Below are 1,252 nucleotides of genomic sequence, written 5' to 3' on the forward strand. Positions count from 1 at the left end.
TGATCCTACCCACCAATAGTAGACACGCGACTAAGTGAGTAAACTCCCAACCAGAGGTGACTCACATGACAAAATCAGCAACCGTAAGTAAGAAGCCACGTAAACAGCCCTCGCCTGAATTTCGCAGCGAAGCCCTGAAGCTTGCAGAGCGTATTGGCGTTGCTGCCGCTGCCCGACAGCTTGAGCTTTACGAGTCTCAGCTCTATAACTGGCGCAGCAAAATACAGCAGCAGAAAACGTCCTCGGAGCGGGAGAATGAACTCGCCGCTGAAAATGCCCGCCTGAAGCGTCAACTGGCAGAGCAGGCTGAGGAGCTGACCATCCTCCAAAAGGCCGCGACATACTTCGCGAAGCGCCTGAAATGAAGTATGTCTTTATCGAAAAGTATCGGGCAGAGTTCAGCATTAAAGCCATGTGCCGGGTGCTTCGGGTTGCCCGCAGCGGCTGGTATGCCTGGCGCCTGCGTCGCCATCAACTGAATCACCGGCAGCAGTTCCGGTTGATTTGTGATGCTGCTGTCCACCGGGCCTTCGCTGAAGCAAAACAGCGGTATGGTGCACCACGTCTTGCAGATGAACTGCCGGAATACAACATTAAAACCATTGCTGGCAGCCTGCGTCGTCAGGGACTGCGGGCGAAAGCCAGCCGGAAGTTCAGTCCGGTCAGCTACCGCGAACATGGTCTGCCGGTGTCGGAAAATCTGCTGAAACAGGATTTTTACGCCAGTGGCCCGAATCAGAAGTGGGCAGGTGACATCACGTATCTTCGCACGGATGAAGGCTGGCTGTATCTTGCGGTAGTGATTGACCTGTGGTCGCGGGCCGTCGTTGGTTGGTCGATGTCGTCGCGCATGACGGCACAACTTGCCTGCGATGCGTTGCAGATGGCACTGTGGCGGCGTAAACGTCCGGAAAATGTCATCGTACACACAGATCGTGGCGGGCAATACTGTTCAGCAAATTATCAGGCGCTGCTGAAACGTCATAATCTGCATGGAAGCATGAGTGCAAAGGGCTGCTGTTACGATAATGCCTGTGTGGAAAGCTTCTTCCATTCGTTGAAAGTGGAATGTATCCACGGCGAGCGTTTTACCAGCCGGGAAATAATGCGGACGACGGTGTTTAATTATATCGAATGTGATTACAATCGCTGGCGACGTCACAGTGCCTGTGGCGGTGGCGGTCTCAGTCCAGAACAATTTGAAAACGTAACCTTCGCTTAGGACTGTGTCCACATTACGCGGGTAGGATCA

General features: G+C 53.6%; 1 protein-coding gene. It reads left to right on the forward strand.

Features of this window, described 5'->3' with window-relative positions:
* The first annotated feature begins 65 nt into the window (after positions 1 to 65).
* Positions 66 to 1,222 (forward strand): IS3 family transposase gene (locus U868_RS0123215; RefSeq protein ID WP_115660460.1). Its coding sequence is split into 2 segments (ribosomal slippage): positions 66 to 327 and positions 327 to 1,222, totalling 1,158 coding nucleotides; the frame shifts between segments, so codons are not numbered across the junction.
* Positions 1,223 to 1,252: the final 30 nt, after the last annotated feature.

The organism is Morganella morganii H1r, assembly GCF_000633515.1.
In the GTDB taxonomy this organism is placed as follows: domain Bacteria; phylum Pseudomonadota; class Gammaproteobacteria; order Enterobacterales; family Enterobacteriaceae; genus Morganella; species Morganella morganii_B.